This is a genomic window from Synechococcus sp. Tobar12-5m-g (genome assembly GCF_024345415.1).
In the GTDB taxonomy this organism is placed as follows: domain Bacteria; phylum Cyanobacteriota; class Cyanobacteriia; order PCC-6307; family Cyanobiaceae; genus Regnicoccus.
Window position 1 is genome coordinate 16,887 of record NZ_JAGQBB010000009.1, and the last position, 14,223, is coordinate 31,109.

A 14,223-nucleotide genomic window follows, 5' to 3' on the forward strand; every position below is an offset into this window, starting at 1 on the left:
AGAGTCATTCCTTGATCGATGTCCGTCTCCTGTTGCTCTCCATCTCTAGGTCTGGAGCGACCGGCCGCTGCGCGGGCTGGGCGTCGGCGCCCCCAGGCTGGGCGTCGATCCAGGCTGGGGGCGCCCGCCGCTCTGGTCGTTGGCCTCCTGCTGGTGGCCGCCGCCGTGATCGCACCTGAGCGCCCAGAGGACCAGGGTGAAATCTGCCTGCGCCACAACAGCCCAGCCGCCTGCCGGGTCTGGTGACCCAGGCCACGGATCAGGCCGCCTGCAACATCAGGCCGCCAGGGCCCTGCGCTGTCGGGGCCGGGCTGGCGTTGATGACGTTCTCCGGCGTGGCCCATTGCAGCAGGCGCACGGCCAGCCGCAGATCCCCATCCATCCAGGCCCGAATCGCCATGGCCCGCCGGGGGTCGTAGAAACGCTGGCGCCGGTACCAATCAAAGGTGTCGGCATCACTCTTGTGGCCGTTGCAGGCCAGGCAGGCCGGCACGCAATTAGCCGTGACGCTCAGACCGCCCCGGCAGCGGGGCATCAGGTGGTCGATGGATTCCGAGCGATCACCACAGTAAATACAACGGTGATGGGTGTATTTGTGGAGGGATTGTCGCCAATGACGGACCCGAAGTTTGGGGCAGAGTTCTTCAAGAAAGACCGCATCTCTGGCGTGCATCCTCTTGATTCAATTGAGGCCAGTTTGCCCCCAACTGCTCGGCTGTCAATGTGTCGAACACTGCTTTTTACCGGTTTGGCACAGCCAGAGCAGTGCGAGGGATCAGCCTAGATTCGACCCTTGGTGCGGTGATCCTTTCTGGCCTGCGGCTCTTCTGCTTCGGTCTACGCCAGCCTGGCCGTCGTCCGGGGCCAGGAGCCGATCTGCCGGCTTGGCCTGGGTGCCAGCGGTTTGATCGAGGTGATCTTCCCCTTCGATCCGGTCACCCAGGCCCAGTTGCGTGCCGTTCGTCCCCAGGGGCTCTGGCGGGCACGCCGACGCTGCTGGGAGTTCCCCCTGGAGGCGTCCCTGGCCCTGCGCAACCTGCTGGCCGGGAGGTTTTCGGTCGATCCCGAACTCGCCCAGTGGATGACCTGGCTGGAGCAACCCCTGCCTCCCTTGCCTCCCCACCGGGCCCTGGTGGCGGCTGCCCAGCTGGAGCAGCTTTTGCCGGATGGTCGCCAGCTCTTTCCCCATCAGCGGCTGGCTGCCCGCTGGTTGCTGGCCCGGCGCGGTGGGCTGCTTGCCCATGCCATGGGCCTGGGCAAGACCCTCACCGCCCTGGTGGCGGCCCGGGCGATGGTGCGCCTGGCCGCCTGCCGCGTCGCGGTGGTGGCACCGGCGGGTCTGCATGCCCATTGGCGCCAGGAGGCGATGGCGCTCGGGCTCGAGTTGGAGCTGGTCAGCTGGGGCCGTCTGCCCCGTGGTCTGCCCCCGGCCGGAACGGTGCTGATCGTGGATGAAGCCCATTACGCCCAGAACCTTTCGGCCGCCCGCACCCAGGCCCTGCTCCGTTTGGCACGGCATCCGCGGCTGCGGACCATCTGGCTGCTCACCGGCACACCGATGAAGAACGGCCGTCCGTCCCAGCTGTTTCCGTTGCTGGTGGCGATCGGCCATCCACTCGGCCGTGATCAGCAGGACTTCGAGCAGCGTTACTGCCAGGGCCATTGTCGCCAGGTGAACGGACAGCAGCGTTGGCAGGCCAGGGGTGCCGAGCGGCTCGATGAACTGCAGGATCTGACCCGTCCCCTGATGCTCCATCGGCGCAAACAAGATTGCCTCGATCTACCCCCGAAACGACGGGAACTCCATCCCGTGGAGCTTTCGCCCAGCCAGGGCAGGGGCTTCCAGCACCTGCTGCAGGGCAAGGTGGACGACTACCGCCGCCGGGCGATTCGGGGGGAAGTCCGCCCCGGTGCCGAGGCCCTGGCGATGCTGACGGCCCTGCGCCAGATCGGAGCCCAGTACAAGTTGCCCACCGCTGTGGAGCTGGTGGGAGGGTTGCTCCAGAAGCGCCGGGCCGTGGTGGTGTTCACCGCCTTCGTGGCCGCCGCGGAACGGATGCACGAACGCCTGGGGGGGGGCCTGCTCACAGGCCGATTGAAGTCGGCCGAACGGCAAGGACAGGTGAACCGGTTTCAGGATGGGCAGACCCCGCTGCTGATCGCCACCTTCGGCACGGGGGGGCTGGGGTTCAACCTGAACCGCGCCGCCCATGTGGTGCTGCTGGAGCGCCCCTGGACTCCGGGCGATGCCGAACAGGCGGAGGATCGCTGCCATCGGATCGGCATGGGCGGGCCCCTGACGAGTCACTGGTTGCAGCTTGGGGTGGCCGACCAGCTGGTCGACGGCTTGATCGCCAGCAAGGCCGAGCGTGTCGCCCTCTTGCTGGAGGGCCGACGGACCACCCTTCAACGGGACTCCCTGCCCGCGATGGTGCAGGGCCTGATCGATCGCTGGTCGTCGGAGCCTTCGCCGGGGGCGGAGGGGACTCAGTAGTTGTAGCGATCGCTACGGGTGGTCCCCCCGCTCTGGATCGGAACGGGTCCCGAGCTGGACGTCGGTGCCAGAGGGGGCTTTTCAGAGCCGTAAAGCGCTCCCAGATAGCGGCCGCAATCGGGATAGGCACTTGGGTTGCGGACCACGGCCTCGGTGATCATCACGGCAGCGTGCTCCGGTGAAGTTTTGAAAAGGCTGTCGCTCTGCCGCTTGATCAAGGCATAGGCGGCGGACCAGCTCACCTCATGGTTGTTGCCCGATGTCCGCATGAAGCAGTACACCTGCGCTCCTTTGTCGGACACGCTGGCCATCGTTGGCTGGGGGGTGGTCTGACTGAGCAGGGGCAGGGGCAGGGCAAGGGCGACCAGGGCGGGCGCCAGGGTCGCGCCGAGGCGAAGCAGCGGCTGGAGGGAGAGGGGGCGACGGGGGTGCATGGAGATGTCGGGTGAACCAGCGGCCATGGCCCCAACGTATCGGTCGCTTTGAGGCTGTCGAGGTCAAGGCCGGTGGGACTCAGCTCGAGGCATGACCACCTGTTGCCGAGACCACCAGGCGAACGGTGAGCGGCAGGACCAGCAGGACGGTGATCAACCGCACCGCATGGAGGGCGGCCACGGCGGCCCCAACCCCGAACTCGGCGCCGACCAGGCTCATGCCGCTGATGCCGCCCGGTGCCGCCCCCAGCAGCATGATCACCGGATCGACTCCCAGCCAGCGACTGCACAAGAGCCCGACCACCAGGCCCGTGGCCACCAGGGTCAGGGTGATCACGATGGCGGGCCGCCAGAGTTGGCGCAGTTCCAGCAACGCCGAGTTGGTCAAGGCGGTGCCGATCACCGTGCCGATGGCGATCTCTAGCAGCGTGCGGGTGCCCGAGGGCCACTGGGCGGCTTCGAGTCGGCCGCTCATGCTGATCAGGCCCGCCCCCAGCAGGGCACCGGCCAGGGGTGCGGCGGGGATCCCCGTGCGCAGAGCCAGCAGCCCCCCGACCAGGCCCCCCAGCAGGTAGATCCCCAAACCGACTGTTGACGTCATGGCCAGAGGCGCCAGGTGGATCCAGCCAGTTTGGGAGAAGGCTTGAGTCTGCGGTCGATCTGTGCTGTCATCAGCCTTACCGCTCCGCTGAGATGGCACCTGAATCGGTTTCCTTCCGGATTACGCGCACGGCCGAAGACCTCGCCCAAACGGTCACGGCCCTCTCCCATCGGTTGGTTCGAATGGAACAGCGACTGGGGGCGCTGGAGACAGCCATCGAGCAACGCCAGTCACCGGAGCCGGCCGAACTCGAAGCCCTGGCCCACGTGGAGGTGCTGCTTCGCGATTGCCGTCTGCTCCTCGAGGAGCCTTCGTTGCCAGGAGCCTCTGAATTCCTGGAGCCCCAGGCCATCAGGGAAGACTTCCCCAACGCGGCCTGACCTTGCTGTGTCGCATCGCACCCGAGAGGGATGACAGAATAAAAAGAAATGCAACCATGGCGAACACTTATCCCGCCTGCCCTCTGCCCCGTCCGATCGGCGCCGAAGGTTACGTGTTGAGTTCCGTGCGCAAGGTCACGTCCGGCTTCATCGAGGGTGGTCACCAGCTCGAAAAACTTGAATTCGCCCTTGCCGTCGCCGTGGCCAGGGGCGATCGTATCAAGGTTGATCAGCTCCGCTCCCAGATTTCCGCCCTCGGCGGTGAGGGTGAAGAGCCTGGCACCTGAATCGGCCCAGAGGTAAACTCTCACTGGCTGAATAGCTTTTGTGAATCTTCGTGGTGGTTTCCATTCAATTTCAAGCCAAGCCAAGTCTGCAACACACCAACTCCCTGCAGAAAGATCAGCGAGCTTTTCTACTGCTTCAGCTCAGCCGCCTGGAGTCGGAGTCTGCCGCTGCTGCGGCGATCGGGGATCTGGTTCAGGCCGCCCGGGCCATTCTCAAGGCCTTGGATTGTGAGCGTCGCTTGAGTACCACTGGTCCCCAGGTGCTGCAACTGATCAAGCCCCGTTCCTGATCAAGCGGACCAGGTGATTACTGTTTCTTGATCGCGACGTCCTGATCACGATGATGCCTCATTCAGAATCGCTCCGGGCCCTAAGCCCTCTGTAGGAATTCAGAATCAGGAATTCAGAAAAACCGTGGCCTTGATTCGTGCTACAAGCGGGTGACCGGACTCGAACCGGCGACGTTCAGCTTGGGAAGCTGACATTCTACCACTGAATTACACCCGCGCCAGCACAAACTAGCAAACAATCTGCCCGGGGGCTGGTCAGCCGCGGGCCAGTTCGGCGCCGGCTGCAGCCACCCCGGCGCCGACGACTCCCTTCGAGAGGCCGAGGGCCTGCAGGGTGGCCTCGATCGCCGCCACGGCGGTGAGGACATCACGGTCGCAGACGAAACCGAGGTGACCGATGCGAAAGACCTTGCCCTTCAGGTGATCCTGGCCTCCAGCCAGAAGGATGTCGAAACGCTCCTTGACGGCTTTGCGCAGCACTTCCGCGTCGATCCCCTCCGGCGCCACCGCCGTGATCGACGGGCTTCCGTGGCCTTCGGCGGCATAGAGCGCCAGGCCGATCGCTTTCATGCCCGCCTGGGCGGCGCGACGGTGGCGGGCGTGGCGCGCGAAGATCGACTCCAGCCCTTCCTTCTGCATCATCTCCAGCGCCGCCTCCAGGGCGAAGTACAGATTCACCGGAGGGGTGAAGGGGTTGCTGTCCTTGGCGGCCGCTTTCCGGTAGGTGGCCAGATTCAGATAGAACTTCGGCAGGTCGGAGCGCTCCTGGGCCTGCCAGGCCCGCTTGCTCATCGCCACGAAACTGAGACCCGGCGGCATCATGTAACCCTTCTGGGAGCCGGACCCCACCACATCGAGGCCCCAGTCGTCCATCGGCACGTCGCAGGCGCCGAGGCTGGTGACGCAATCGGCCACGATCAGGGCCTGGCCATGGGCGTGGACATGGCGAGCGATGGTCTCCAGGTCGTTGATCACCCCCGTGGAGGTCTCCGAATGGGTGAGGATCACAGCTCGAATGCGCTTGTCGGTGTCAGCTTCGAGGCTGGCGCGGAACGCTTCAGGATCCAGGGGTTGGCCCCATTCCGCCTGGATCACCTCCACGTCGAGTCCGTAGGCCCTGGCCACCTTCACCCAGCGCTCGCCGAATTTGCCGTTGTCTCCGCAGAGCACCTTGTCTCCATGGCTGAGAACGTTGATGATTCCGGCCTCCATCGCGGCGGTGCCGCTGCCGGTGAGCACCAGCACGTCAGCTTCGGTCTGATGCAGCCACTGGAGCTGGGCGGTGGTGCGCTTGACGATCGCCTGAAACTCGGCGCTGCGGTGGCCGATCGGATGGCGGCTCATCGCCAGCAGGACGGTCTCCGGTACCGGGGTCGGACCGGGGATCATCAGGGTCAGCTTGTCCTGCATGGAGGGGGGGCGGAGGGTGGAGGCGCGGCGGCGCGATCGCCCAGCATAAAAAAGGGGCCACAGCCCCACCTTGGAGCGGTGCCGAGATGACCACCTCCACAGCATTCACCCTGCCGGTCTGGGTGGTGGCGGCGGCGCGCGCGGCGGTGGTGGCGCTGGTTCAGGGAGCCGAGGAGTCGATTCAACCCACCGATCCAGCACCGCTGCTGGAGCTGCTGGATCCACCCGGCCGACAACCCGTGCCGGTGGAAGCAGCCGCCCGCCTCGGCGCCACCGAGGCCCTGGGGGTCAGTCGCTGCCAGCCCGGCGAGGGGCTGGATCTCACCCGTGACCTGGCGGTCTGGGTGCTGGCAAGCCGGTGGCAACCCGGTTCAGAACCGCCACCCGACGCTGACGGAGCCTGGCTGCGGCTCGAGGCAGGCGAGGGGGTGGGAATCCATGCCACCAGCGCCGACCTCTGCCACTCCAGCTACGCCCGCGAGCTGCTCGAAACCAACCTTCGCCCCCTCTGGCCCAATGGCCAGGGGCTGCGTTTGCGGATCATCTTTCCCCAGGGCCGGCGCCTGGCCGAGCGCACCAGCAACGCCGCCTTTGGGGTGGTGGATGGCCTGGCCCTGATCGGCACCCAGGCCATCGTGCAGCGCAGCGCAGCGCCCGACCAGCTGGAGGCCTGCCTGGAGGATCTCCGTCACAGGGCCGCCCAAGCCGATTTCGGCGGCAATCTGGTGGTGGTGATCGGCGAGAACGGTCTGGATCTGGCCCCCCAGCTGGGGCTGCCGGCGGAGCTGTTGCTCAAGGCCGGCAACTGGCTGGGCCCGGTACTGGTGGCGGCCGCCGAGGCAGGGGTTCAACGCCTGATCCTGTTCGGCTATCACGGCAAATTGATCAAGCTGGCCGGCGGCATCTTTCATACCCACCACCATCTGGCCGATGGCAGGGCGGAGGTGCTCACCACCCTCGCGGCCCTGGAGGGCCTCACCGGTGAACCGCTCGAGCGGCTGCATGGGGCCTCCACGGTGGAGGCGGCCCTGGCCGCTTTGGCCGTCCACGATCCCGTCCTGGCGGCGCGGGTGGAGCAGCGCCTGGCGGACACGATCGAGAGCCGCAGCCTGGCCTACCTGGCCCGCTACGGGTCGTGGCCGCTGAGGATCGGCGCCGTGCTGTTCGATCGTGCCCGCCGCTTGCGCGCCTGCGGGGCTGAGGGGCGGGCGCTGCTCCAGGCTTTCCGGCACCCTTTAGGGTGAATCGAAAGGGCCTGACCGCCGAAACGGTCGTATGTCGCAAGCTTCGCAATCCTCTGAGCAGCCTGAATCCAAGCGCCATCCCGCCATCGTCATCCTTGACTTCGGCTCCCAGTACTCCGAGTTGATCGCCCGCCGCGTGCGGGAAACCGAGGTGTACTCCCTGGTAATGGGCTACAGCACCAGCGCCGATGATCTGCGCAGCATCGCGCCGAAGGGAATCATCCTCAGCGGCGGTCCCAGCTCCGTTTACACCGAAGGGGCGCCGATCTGTGATCCCGGACTTTGGGATCTGGGAATTCCCATTCTGGGAGTCTGCTACGGCATGCAGCTGATGGTGCAGCAGTTGGGCGGAGTGGTGGAGGCGGCTGGGCGCGGCGAATACGGCAAGGCCCCGTTGTTCGTGGACGATCCCCTTGATCTGCTCTCCGATGTGGAGGAGGGCTCCACGATGTGGATGAGCCACGGCGATTCGGTCGCGGCATTGCCCCAGGGGTTCGAGAGGCTGGCCCACACCGCCAACACCCCCGAAGCAGCGGTCGCCGATCACCGGCGCCACTTCTACGGCGTTCAGTTCCACCCGGAGGTGGTCCATTCCCTGGGCGGCATGGCGTTGATTCGCAACTTCGTTTACCAGATCTGTGGCTGCAAGCCCGACTGGACCACGGAAGCCTTCATTGATGAGGCGGTCGCAGATGTTCAGGCCAGGGTGGGCGATAAACGGGTGCTATTGGCCCTTTCCGGTGGCGTCGATTCCTCCACCCTGGCATTTCTGCTTCACAAGGCGATTGGCGACAAGCTCACCTGCATGTTCATCGATCAGGGATTCATGCGAAAGGGGGAACCCGAATTTCTCACGGACTTCTTTGATCGCAAGTTCCACATTCGCGTTGAATACATCAACGCCAGGGATCGCTTTCTGGGCAAGCTCAACGGCATCACCGATCCCGAAGACAAGCGCAAGATCATCGGCACCGAATTCATCCGGGTGTTCGAGGAGGAGAGCAAGCGTCTCGGGCCCTTCGATTTTCTCGCCCAGGGAACGCTCTATCCCGATGTGATCGAATCGGCCGGAACGGGCGTCGACCCCAACACCGGTGAGCGGGTGGCGGTGAAGATCAAGAGCCACCACAACGTCGGCGGCCTTCCCAAGGATCTTCAGTTCAAGCTGGTGGAACCCTTGCGCCGTCTCTTCAAAGACGAGGTGCGCAAGGTGGGCCGCAACCTCGGCCTGCCCGAGGAGATCGTCCGCCGTCACCCTTTCCCAGGACCTGGCCTGGCAATTCGCATTTTAGGCGAAGTGAGTGCCGAAAAACTCAACATTCTGCGGGACGCCGATCTGATCGTGCGCGAGGAAGTCCAGGACGCGGGCCTTTATCACGAGATCTGGCAGGCTTTTGCCGTGCTGCTGCCGGTGCGGAGCGTGGGGGTGATGGGAGACAAACGCACCTATGCCTATCCAATTGTGCTGCGCTGCGTCTCCAGCGAAGACGGCATGACCGCCGATTGGTCTCGGCTGCCCTACGACCTGCTGGAGAGAATCTCGAACCGGATCGTCAACGAGGTGAAGGGGGTGAACCGGGTGGTGCTTGACATCACCAGCAAGCCCCCGGGCACGATCGAGTGGGAATGATGGTCAGGGTCCAACCGGGCTGGTAGAGCCCCAGCAGCTTCGATACCATCGGGCACCAGCCTGATTCCCGTGACCGTCGCCACCCAGCCGGATCCCCAGCTGCAGCGCCGTCTTCAGCAGGACAGCATCCAGCTCGGCGCCAAGACCATTTTCCTCAATCCGTTTCTCTACTGGCGGCGCTTCGATGCCAACACCGATCGCTGGCTCAGGGAGCCCGGTCAGCTCCAGGAGGAGCAGATCCAGGCCAACCGCACCCGCTTCTACCCCGAGCTGCTGTGGGACGAGCTATCGGACCAGGAACGTCAAATCAAGGATGGGGCCGTGGAGATGTTCCTCAAGAGCCTGGAGCTGATCAGCACCTTCAACCCCGATCTGAGCTCGGGCCACCTGCTCGAGGTGGAGCGCAAGATGGCCGTCACCAAGAAGCGCTCCTTCGAGCGCTGGGTGGAAAAGGCCCTGGGGCGACGGCTCAAGAGCGAGCAGAAGGAGCGGCGGCGGTTCGATCGGGAGCGCTGGTTGCGCGGCTGGGGCGAATGGCTCAGTCTCGACGTCACGCGCCAGGCGCTTCTCCCCCTCACCACCCTGCTGGTGTTGGCGGTGCTGGCGGGGGCGTGGCTGGGGTCCCGCCAGTTCTGCCGCCCGGGCATCATCGAGCCCGGAGTGCAGCGCACCTTCTGAGACGGCGGAGGCTGGTGCCAGGCAGACTGGGCACCCTGCCGGTGGGAGGTGACCCACCTCGCCGCGCTCTGTTTCTTCTGCCATGGCCGCTGATCCCCTCGACGCCCTCAGGCTCTCCTTGATGCAGGACATCCTTCCGGTCGGGATGGCCGTGGTTGAGCGGGCCCGCCGTGGCGGTCCCCGCCAGGTGGTCGAAGCGTTCACCGACTCGGATGACCCCCTGGGCCAGCTCAGGCAGGAGGGGGACCCTGCAGCCCGGGCGATGCGGGAAAGCCTGGATCAGATCCAGCCCGGCCTGGGCAATCCGGTGATGAAGGTGGAGGTGCGCGACATCCCACGCAGCGAGGCGGTGGCGGCCACGGGTGGCGGGGAGGATGCTGCAGCCGAGCGGGAAGCCCTCCATGGCGTGCTGATTCGGATCGCCGAACGCCTGGCCCAGCTGGAGCGACGGCTCGAGGCCTGATCACGATGGGGATCGGTCTGCTGCCCGGTCAGCCCCGTCAGGCTGGCATGCGCCACCAGCCTGCCTGGTTGCTGGGTCTTGTCCTGCTGGTGGCCGCCGCGATGGGCGCGCGGCTGGCCTGGCTTCAGCTGGTGCACGGCACGGAGAACAGGGTGCTGGCGGATCAGAACCGGGTTCGCCTGGTTCCCCGCCACCCAATGCGGGGCCGGCTACTGGATCGCCATGGTGAGGTGCTGGCCACCAACCGCCTCACCTACAACCTCTACCTCCGCCCCCTGGTGGTGACGGACCAGCGCTGGCAGCAGATGCGCGGTCGGCTTGCCGAGGTGCTGGGCGTTCCGGTCAGCCGGCTGGATGAAAAACGGCGAAGCGGCGGACAGGGCGACGGCTACCGCATCGCCCTGTCCGGTCCGCTCAGCAGCATTCAGGTGCTTCGGTTCAAGGAACAGGCGGCGGCCTTCGACGGCGTCGATGTGGACGTGGATTATCTGCGCGCCTATCCGCTTGGCCGCCTGGCGGCCCATGTGCTCGGCTACACCACAAGTATCAATGAGGAGGAATACAAGCGCCTCGAGATCGTTGGCTATCGGGTCCAGGACCGCATCGGCCGCAGCGGCCTCGAGCGCGTGTTCGAGAACCATCTGCGCGGCGAATGGGGCGGCCAGCAGCTGGAGGTGAATGCGGCGGGAGAGGTGCAGCGGGTCCTGGGGGACAAGAAGGCCCGGGCCGGCAAGGATCTGCGCCTCACCCTGGACCTCGATCTGCAGCGCGCCGCGGAGCGGGCCCTCGATGGGGTGCGCAAGGGGGCGATCGTGGCGATGGACCCCCAGACCGGCGCCATCCTCGCCATGGCCAGCCGTCCCAACTTCGATCCCAATGTGTTTTCGGCTGGCCCAACCACGGCCCAGTGGAACGAGCTCAGCCGTCCTGAGGCGCCGATGCTCGACAGGGCGCTGCAGGCCTTTCCACCGGCCAGCACCTTCAAGGTGATCAGCACCCTGGCCGGCCTGGAGTCGGGCCGCTACGAGCCCGGTTCCACGATTCCGACCTCCAGCTCCTTCTGCTACGACGGTCAGTGCTACGCCGACCATGGCAGTTTCGGCAGCATCGGCTTTCCCAAGGCCCTGGCCGTGAGCAGCAACAGCTTCTTCTATCGGCTCGGTCTGAAGGTCGGGGCGACGGAGCTGTTCAAGTCGGCGCGCCGGTTCGGCTTCGGCAGCGCCACGGGCATCGAACTCAACGAGGAAGAGAGTCCTGGCCTGCTGGGGGATCCGGCCTGGAAACGGCGCACCCTCAAGGAAGACTGGACCTCCGTCGACACGATCACTTCGGCGATCGGCCAGGGCGCCGTCGCCGTGACGCCGTTGCAGATGGCGCGGCTCTACGCGGCGATTGCCAATGGGGGCTGGCTGGTGACGCCCCACCTGGTGGACGGGCCCGTCTCCCGTCAGTGGCTGGGCCTGAAGCCGTCCACCCTGACGGTCCTGCGCCAGGGCCTGCGGGAGGTCGTCACCCAGGGCACCGCCACATTGCTGAACATTCCCGGCTTGCCGCCGGTGGCCGGCAAAACCGGAACGGCCGAGGATCCTCCCCGTCAGGACCACGCCTGGTTCGGCGGCTACGCCCCGGCAGCCAAGCCCAATCTGGTGATCATCGCCTTCGGGGAAAACAGTGGCGGATATGGCGGCACGGTGGCCGCCCCGATGGTCAAGGCCCTGATGACGACCTGGTTCAAAGGCGCTCAGCCGACCAATTGAAGTCTGGGCCTGGCCACCTGGCTGTAGAAGGAACGCAGTTGCTCGGTGGCACTGGCCCAGCCCCAGCGCTCAGCTTCCTGGCGGGCGGCCTGACTTAACTGCTCAAGCCGCTGCGGGCTGGCCAGCAGCCGTTCGGTCGCCGCCGTCAGGCTGGTGGGTTCGTCGGGGTCGTACAGACAACCGTTCACCCCGTCGGTGACGATGTCAGGGATGCCGCCACGGTTGGCTCCCACCACCGGGCAGCCCGCCGCCATCGCCTCCAGCAGCACCAGACCCAGGGTTTCGGTGCTGGAGGGGAACAGGAAGGCATCAGCACTGGCAAAGGCGCTGGCCAGCTCTTCGCCGGCCAGGTAGCCCACGAAGGTGGTGGCACTCCCTGCGAAGACCTGCTCCAGCTGCTGCCGATGGGGACCGTCTCCCACCAGGGCAAGGTGGGCCTGGGGCATGGCCTCAAGCACTGGGCGGATCCGCTCAATCTGTTTCTCGGCTGAGAGCCTGCCGACGTAAAGCAGCAGACGTTCGCGGCCATCTCGACCCCCCATCAACCGGCGGCGCATCGCCGGCTGGCGCAGTTCGGGACGGAAGAGTTCGGTGTCCACACCGCGCTGCCACAGGGCGGTGTGCTGGATGCCCCGCTGGCTGAGTTCCTCCACCATGGCGCTGGAGGTGCAGAGATTCAGATCGGCCTGGTTGTGGGCGGCTTTGAGCAGTTCCCAGAGCAGGGGCTCAAGCATGCCCATGCCGTAGTGCTCCAGGTACTTCGGCAAGTGGGTGTGGTAACTGGCCACCAGGGGAATCTGACGGGATTTGGCCAGCCAGATTCCGCCCAGGCCGAGCACCGCTGGATTCACCACATGGACCAGGTCAGGGGCAAAGGCCTCCAGGGCTTCGGCCACGGAGGGCCGCGGCAGGGCCAACTTCAGCTCGGGGTAGAGCGGCAAGGGAACTGCTGGCACACCGATCACCCGGGCCCCCATGAAGATCTGGGGGGCCCCTTCCGGGCAGAACACCAGCACCTCATCGCCGGCGGCCACCAGGTGCTGCACCGTCTTGGTGAGGCGGGTCACGATCCCGTCGACCTTGGGCAGGAAGGTTTCCGTGAAAAAAACGATCTTCAAGGGGGGCCGCATGTCCAGGGGGAGTGAGCTGGGAGACGAGCCGTGTTTCAGGCCGTCGCCTTGACGGCCAGCGCCTGGGAGGATGTCCATGCAGAGATGCAGGGGATGCGGGCGCGATCGCAGCGGTCGGCCCAGCGGCGGGCCACATCCACCACTTCGGCCAGCAATCCATCCTCGAGGGTGGTGGGCTTGAGCCCCAGTTCGATCAGGCAGCGGTTGTCGACGATCAGATCGTTCTCGATCGCTTCCTTGCGGGGGTTGGGCAGATGGCTCACCTTCGCTCCGGTGACAGCGGCCACCTTCTCGGCCAGGTCCTTCACTTTGTGGCTTTCGGTCATCTGGTTGTAGATGCGGACCTTCTCACCGGGGCTGGGGGGATTGGCGACGGCCAGCTCAACGCACTTCACCGAATCGCGGATGTGGATGAAGGCACGGGTCTGGCCGCCGGTTCCATGCACAGTGAGCGGATAGCCGATCGCGGCCTGCATCAGAAAGCGGTTGAGCACCGTACCGTAATCGCCGTCGTAATCGAACCGGTTCACCAGCCGGGGATCGCGATCGGTGAGCGCCGTGTTGGTGCCCCAGACGATCCCCTGGTGAAGGTCGGTGACGCGAATGCTGTCGTTCTTGTTGTAATAAAAGAAAAGCAATTGGTCGAGCGTCTTGGTCATGTGGTAGACGCTCCCGGGATCGGTGGGGTGGAGGATCTTCTCGCGAAAGCGGGTGCCATCGGCCTGGGGGACCTCCACGGTGAGGTATCCCTCGGGTATGGTGGCGCCGCGGTGGGAGCCATAGCCATAGACCCCCATCGTGCCGAGGTGAACGATGTGGATGTCGAGGCCGCTCTCGACGATGGCGCAGAGCAGGTTGTGGGTGCCGTTGACGTTGTTGTCGACGGTGTAGCGCTTGGTGGCGCTGCTTTTCATCGAGTAGGGAGCCGCCCGTTGCTCTGCAAAATGCACCACCGCCCCCGGCTGCTCAAGGCGAAGCAGTTCCAGCAGACGCTCGTACTGCTGGGCGATGTCGAGATGGACGAAACGGATCTGGTTGCCGCCTGTTTCCTGCCAGGCCCGCAGCCTGTCAGGCAGGTTGGCGATGGGCGTGAGGGATTCCACGCCCAGATCGATGTCGATCTTGCGGCGACTGAAGTTGTCGACGATCACCACCTCATGGCCACCATCAGCCAGATTCACCGCGCACGGCCAACCGCAGAAGCCGTCGCCGCCGAGAACGAGAACCTTCACGTCTGAACTCCTGCCGAACGAGCGGATGCTCCCTTTAGGCAAGCTACTACAGGCATCCTGCGCCTCCAGCCTGCTCCAGGCCCTTCAGCTGATCCGTACCGCCACCGCCACCATGCCGAGCACCAGGGCCGCCCCGCCGAGCAGCAGCAGCAGGGTGGTCCGGCCCATGGAACCGCCGGATTCGACCACCCGG

The 14,223-nt window shown here is 65.6% G+C and carries 17 protein-coding genes and 1 tRNA gene; 9 read left to right on the plus strand and 9 right to left on the minus strand.

All coding sequences use genetic code 11. The annotated features are described in order from the left end of the window. Positions 1-45: 45 nt before the first annotated feature. Both KBY66_RS07180 and KBY66_RS07185 read right to left on the minus strand, forming a co-directional pair. On the minus strand, positions 46-216 hold the full coding sequence (locus KBY66_RS07180) for a hypothetical protein (RefSeq protein WP_255088604.1): 171 nt from the start codon (positions 214-216) through the stop codon (positions 46-48). A gap of 43 nt (positions 217-259) precedes the next feature. Next, positions 260-673: an HNH endonuclease gene (locus tag KBY66_RS07185; RefSeq protein ID WP_255088605.1), complete on the minus strand. Its 414-nt coding sequence runs from the start codon at positions 671-673 to the stop codon at positions 260-262. 231 nt (positions 674-904) lie between these two features. On the opposite strand from KBY66_RS07185, the gene KBY66_RS07190 reads away from it, so the two are divergent. Continuing rightward, positions 905-2,494 carry a DEAD/DEAH box helicase gene (locus tag KBY66_RS07190; RefSeq protein WP_255088606.1) on the plus strand — a complete coding sequence of 530 codons (1,590 nt, stop codon included), beginning with the start codon at positions 905-907 and terminating at the stop codon, positions 2,492-2,494. Here KBY66_RS07190 and KBY66_RS07195 read toward each other — a convergent pair. Together KBY66_RS07195 and KBY66_RS07200 are read right to left on the minus strand one after the other, a co-directional pair. Continuing rightward, on the minus strand, positions 2,488-2,955 hold the full coding sequence (locus KBY66_RS07195; RefSeq protein WP_255088607.1) for a DUF6554 family protein: 468 nt from the start codon (positions 2,953-2,955) through the stop codon (positions 2,488-2,490). The two genes, KBY66_RS07190 and KBY66_RS07195, sit on opposite strands and share 7 nt — an antisense overlap. Positions 2,956-3,007: 52 nt before the next feature. Beyond that, positions 3,008-3,628, minus strand: a complete 621-nt coding sequence (locus KBY66_RS07200; protein ID WP_255088608.1) for an AbrB family transcriptional regulator — start codon at positions 3,626-3,628, stop codon at positions 3,008-3,010. Between KBY66_RS07200 and KBY66_RS07205 the strand changes: the two genes are divergently transcribed. The 3 genes from KBY66_RS07205 to KBY66_RS07215 are packed head-to-tail and all read left to right on the plus strand — an operon-like array spanning position 3,622 to position 4,486. After that, positions 3,622-3,909 carry a hypothetical protein gene (locus tag KBY66_RS07205; protein ID WP_255088609.1) on the plus strand — a complete coding sequence of 96 codons (288 nt, stop codon included), beginning with the start codon at positions 3,622-3,624 and terminating at the stop codon, positions 3,907-3,909. The two genes, KBY66_RS07200 and KBY66_RS07205, sit on opposite strands and share 7 nt — an antisense overlap. 56 nt (positions 3,910-3,965) lie before the next feature. Beyond that, positions 3,966-4,196, plus strand: a complete 231-nt coding sequence (locus KBY66_RS07210; protein ID WP_255088610.1) for a hypothetical protein — start codon at positions 3,966-3,968, stop codon at positions 4,194-4,196. A 53-nt stretch (positions 4,197-4,249) separates the two neighbouring features. Further along, on the plus strand, positions 4,250-4,486 hold the full coding sequence (locus tag KBY66_RS07215) for a hypothetical protein (protein ID WP_255088611.1): 237 nt from the start codon (positions 4,250-4,252) through the stop codon (positions 4,484-4,486). 145 nt (positions 4,487-4,631) lie between these two features. Here KBY66_RS07215 and KBY66_RS07220 read toward each other — a convergent pair. Together KBY66_RS07220 and KBY66_RS07225 are read right to left on the minus strand one after the other, a co-directional pair. Further along, positions 4,632-4,703 (minus strand) — tRNA-Gly (locus KBY66_RS07220). A gap of 38 nt (positions 4,704-4,741) precedes the next feature. Then, positions 4,742-5,896 (minus strand): pyridoxal-phosphate-dependent aminotransferase family protein, encoded by a 1,155-nt coding sequence (locus KBY66_RS07225; RefSeq protein ID WP_255088612.1) that lies wholly within the window; start codon positions 5,894-5,896, stop codon positions 4,742-4,744. Between the two features lie 86 nt (positions 5,897-5,982). Between KBY66_RS07225 and cbiD the strand changes: the two genes are divergently transcribed. The 5 genes from cbiD to mrdA all read left to right on the plus strand — a co-directional run bounded on the left by cbiD (position 5,983) and on the right by mrdA (position 11,668). Continuing rightward, positions 5,983-7,140: a cobalt-precorrin-5B (C(1))-methyltransferase CbiD gene (cbiD, locus tag KBY66_RS07230; RefSeq protein ID WP_255088613.1), complete on the plus strand. Its 1,158-nt coding sequence runs from the start codon at positions 5,983-5,985 to the stop codon at positions 7,138-7,140. Between the two features lie 31 nt (positions 7,141-7,171). Beyond that, the gene (guaA, locus tag KBY66_RS07235) at positions 7,172-8,770 is read left to right on the plus strand and encodes a glutamine-hydrolyzing GMP synthase (RefSeq protein WP_255088614.1); all 1,599 of its coding nucleotides are present in this window, start codon (positions 7,172-7,174) and stop codon (positions 8,768-8,770) included. A 69-nt stretch (positions 8,771-8,839) separates the two neighbouring features. Next, positions 8,840-9,448: a hypothetical protein gene (locus KBY66_RS07240; protein WP_255088615.1), complete on the plus strand. Its 609-nt coding sequence runs from the start codon at positions 8,840-8,842 to the stop codon at positions 9,446-9,448. Positions 9,449-9,530: 82 nt separating this feature from the next. Then, the gene (locus KBY66_RS07245; protein ID WP_255088616.1) at positions 9,531-9,911 is read left to right on the plus strand and encodes a hypothetical protein; all 381 of its coding nucleotides are present in this window, start codon (positions 9,531-9,533) and stop codon (positions 9,909-9,911) included. Between the two features lie 5 nt (positions 9,912-9,916). Then, a complete protein-coding gene (gene mrdA / locus KBY66_RS07250; protein WP_255088620.1) occupies positions 9,917-11,668 on the plus strand; it encodes a penicillin-binding protein 2 in 1,752 nt (583 codons plus the stop codon). On the opposite strand, the gene KBY66_RS07255 is transcribed toward mrdA, so the two are convergent. From KBY66_RS07255 to KBY66_RS15725, 3 genes are all read right to left on the minus strand, one after another. Further along, positions 11,653-12,786 (minus strand): glycosyltransferase family 4 protein, encoded by a 1,134-nt coding sequence (locus KBY66_RS07255; protein WP_255088621.1) that lies wholly within the window; start codon positions 12,784-12,786, stop codon positions 11,653-11,655. The genes mrdA and KBY66_RS07255 overlap by 16 nt on opposite strands. A gap of 47 nt (positions 12,787-12,833) precedes the next feature. Continuing rightward, complete coding sequence (locus KBY66_RS07260; RefSeq protein WP_255088622.1) at positions 12,834-14,030, minus strand: NAD-dependent epimerase/dehydratase family protein; 1,197 nt, start codon at positions 14,028-14,030, stop codon at positions 12,834-12,836. 84 nt (positions 14,031-14,114) lie between these two features. Further along, positions 14,115-14,219 (minus strand): hypothetical protein, encoded by a 105-nt coding sequence (locus tag KBY66_RS15725; protein ID WP_315855491.1) that lies wholly within the window; start codon positions 14,217-14,219, stop codon positions 14,115-14,117. Positions 14,220-14,223 lie beyond the last annotated feature (4 nt).